Source organism: Oribacterium sp. C9 (genome assembly GCF_002007235.1).
In the GTDB taxonomy this organism is placed as follows: Bacteria; Bacillota; Clostridia; order Lachnospirales; family Lachnospiraceae; genus Oribacterium.
Window position 1 is genome coordinate 1 of the sequence record NZ_MUHW01000052.1, and the last position, 2,086, is coordinate 2,086.

General features: G+C 38.5%; 1 protein-coding gene. It reads left to right on the forward strand.

What is annotated here, in order from left to right:
- Positions 1-1,277 precede the first annotated feature (1,277 nt).
- Positions 1,278-1,751 carry a hypothetical protein gene (locus tag BXO88_RS16065; RefSeq protein WP_078038736.1) on the forward strand — a complete coding sequence of 158 codons (474 nt, stop codon included), beginning with the start codon at positions 1,278-1,280 and terminating at the stop codon, positions 1,749-1,751.
- Positions 1,752-2,086: the final 335 nt, after the last annotated feature.

Sequence of the window (2,086 nt, forward strand, 5' to 3'; positions counted from 1 at the left end):
TAGATAAAAGAAATAGAGATGAATTTAAAAGAAATTTTAGACTCTTAAACGGCTGCGTTCTGACTGTATGATAACAGAACATGCAGGAAATGCATATAGTCTGATTTTGGACTATAACCTTGGATGAGATGAAATTAAATTGTTTAATCAACAGAATTTTGGTGTCTTTCACCATAAATTTTAGTTTGAAATAATAAGCATAGGAGTAAAGAGGAGAATTATCATAAGGTAAGAGAAAAGTATAAGACAGACAGGATCAAATTCAGTCCGGAGTTCCTGAGGGAATCAAAGGCACTTTATGATAATCTCTACCCTAGCCGGATCATATGATTATTATTTGTTGAAGGATAGGCTGGATGCTGCATTAGCACCTAAAGAAAAGAAAATCCCATTAGAAGCGTCTCTCAGCATACGAGTTGATGAAGTTACAAAGGGTACCATGTATTATAAGACTAATATGACATTTGGAACCTTTGTATAAAATAGACTGAGTCTGTGTTGGATTCAAGAATCGGAAGTATTGTTAGCTAAGGGACATAATTCCTATGTTTGTAAATAACTATTATTAATAAGACTCAAAAAGGATTCTGCACATCGAAGAAGCATTTCAGGGCTCATAATGATGCCTTTCAAATTCGATGTTTTATAGAAATTGCTCCCCCCACGAAGGTGGAAGAGCAATTTAATGTTTTCGGCGCCAGTTTTTGGGAACCATTAAACCATCCATAAGCTCTGCAGCATATTGCTTACTGGCACAGTATACTGCTTCGACGCTTGGACGGACACTCGCCGTTGCCCATCATAAACATGCTTAATTATATGTTGCTGTAAAGTTTATGTCAATTATTGACCGTGGATAAAACTATGAAAAAAATATTAAACAGGACGAACATTGCAGTAGCAGGAACAGGATACGTAGGATTGAGTTTGGCGGTGTTGTTGAGTCAGCACAACCATGTGGTGGCGGTAGACATTGTACCAGAATTCGATGCGAAGCGGTTATTGGTCAGTCTAACACACGGGGCTTCCTGTGGTAGCCTTATACTACCACAAAAACTATTTGGATTCACTGACATCTATTCTGACACACAGGTTTACTTGTATTAAGAGACAAGGGAGCGCCTGCAGAAAAGGTCTCTTTTGAAGTTCGCACACCTGGCGGAAATGTATCGTATTCAGCCCCTGTTATTTGTGAAGCGGATTATAGCATCGATGATATGTTTGAAAATAAGCTTTTCTTTTTACTACCATTTTTCGCTTTTAATCTCGAAGATAAAATGGATGAGTATGAATCAGATGAGACGGAACTCAAGAAGTTTGTTGATACCTACTGTGATATCATTGAGCGGTTGCGTCAGGTGAAGGAGATCGTCTTGTCGCTCAGAACCAAGGGTGTTATAATCAAACAAATGGAGAATGTGACCAGAAGGCTGAATGATAAACGAAAAAAAGTCAGCAGAAAGGTAGGTGATATAATGGGCGGACGAGTATTAAAGATGGATTGGCTTGAAAGATATGATGCTGCAGTGGCTAATGGAAGAGCTGAAGGAAGAGCGGAAGGTGATCAATCTAGACTCATTAGTCAGATATGCCGTAAACTTCGAAAAGGTAAAACAGTTCCACAGATAGCAGATGAACTTGAAGAAGATGCAATCAGAGTCAAGGTAATTTGTGATGCCGCCGAAAGATTCGCACCGAACTATGACGAAGAACAGGTTATAAAGGCTATCCTTGATCCGATAGAATCTTAATAATGGCGTAAGCTTAATTGATCTGAGAGCAGAAAAGCTCCTGATGTAAGATGAATAATTGTCTTATATTGGGAGCTTTTTATAAACTGGTGGCTAAATAGCGCTTTCTGCAGGGAAAGATGTAGATATATTGTCTAGAGCATAGCCAGTTAAGTTGTTTGCAAATACATACCTTGCATTACGTGTGTCCTATTTCAATGAGCTGGATAAGGCCGGGTACTATAGTTATACCGGAAACTCCATGTGGAATGCTGAGAAGGAGAGACCAATCACAATCGGCGTTTATCGCCTGACAAATGCAATCTAAAAATATCATATTTGATATTTTAGATTGC

What these genes read in the sequence shown, in the direction of transcription:
- BXO88_RS16065 (WP_078038736.1), top strand. Translation starts at nt 1,278, where the DNA reads ATGGATGAGTATGAATCAGATGAGACGGAACTCAAGAAGTTTGTTGAT.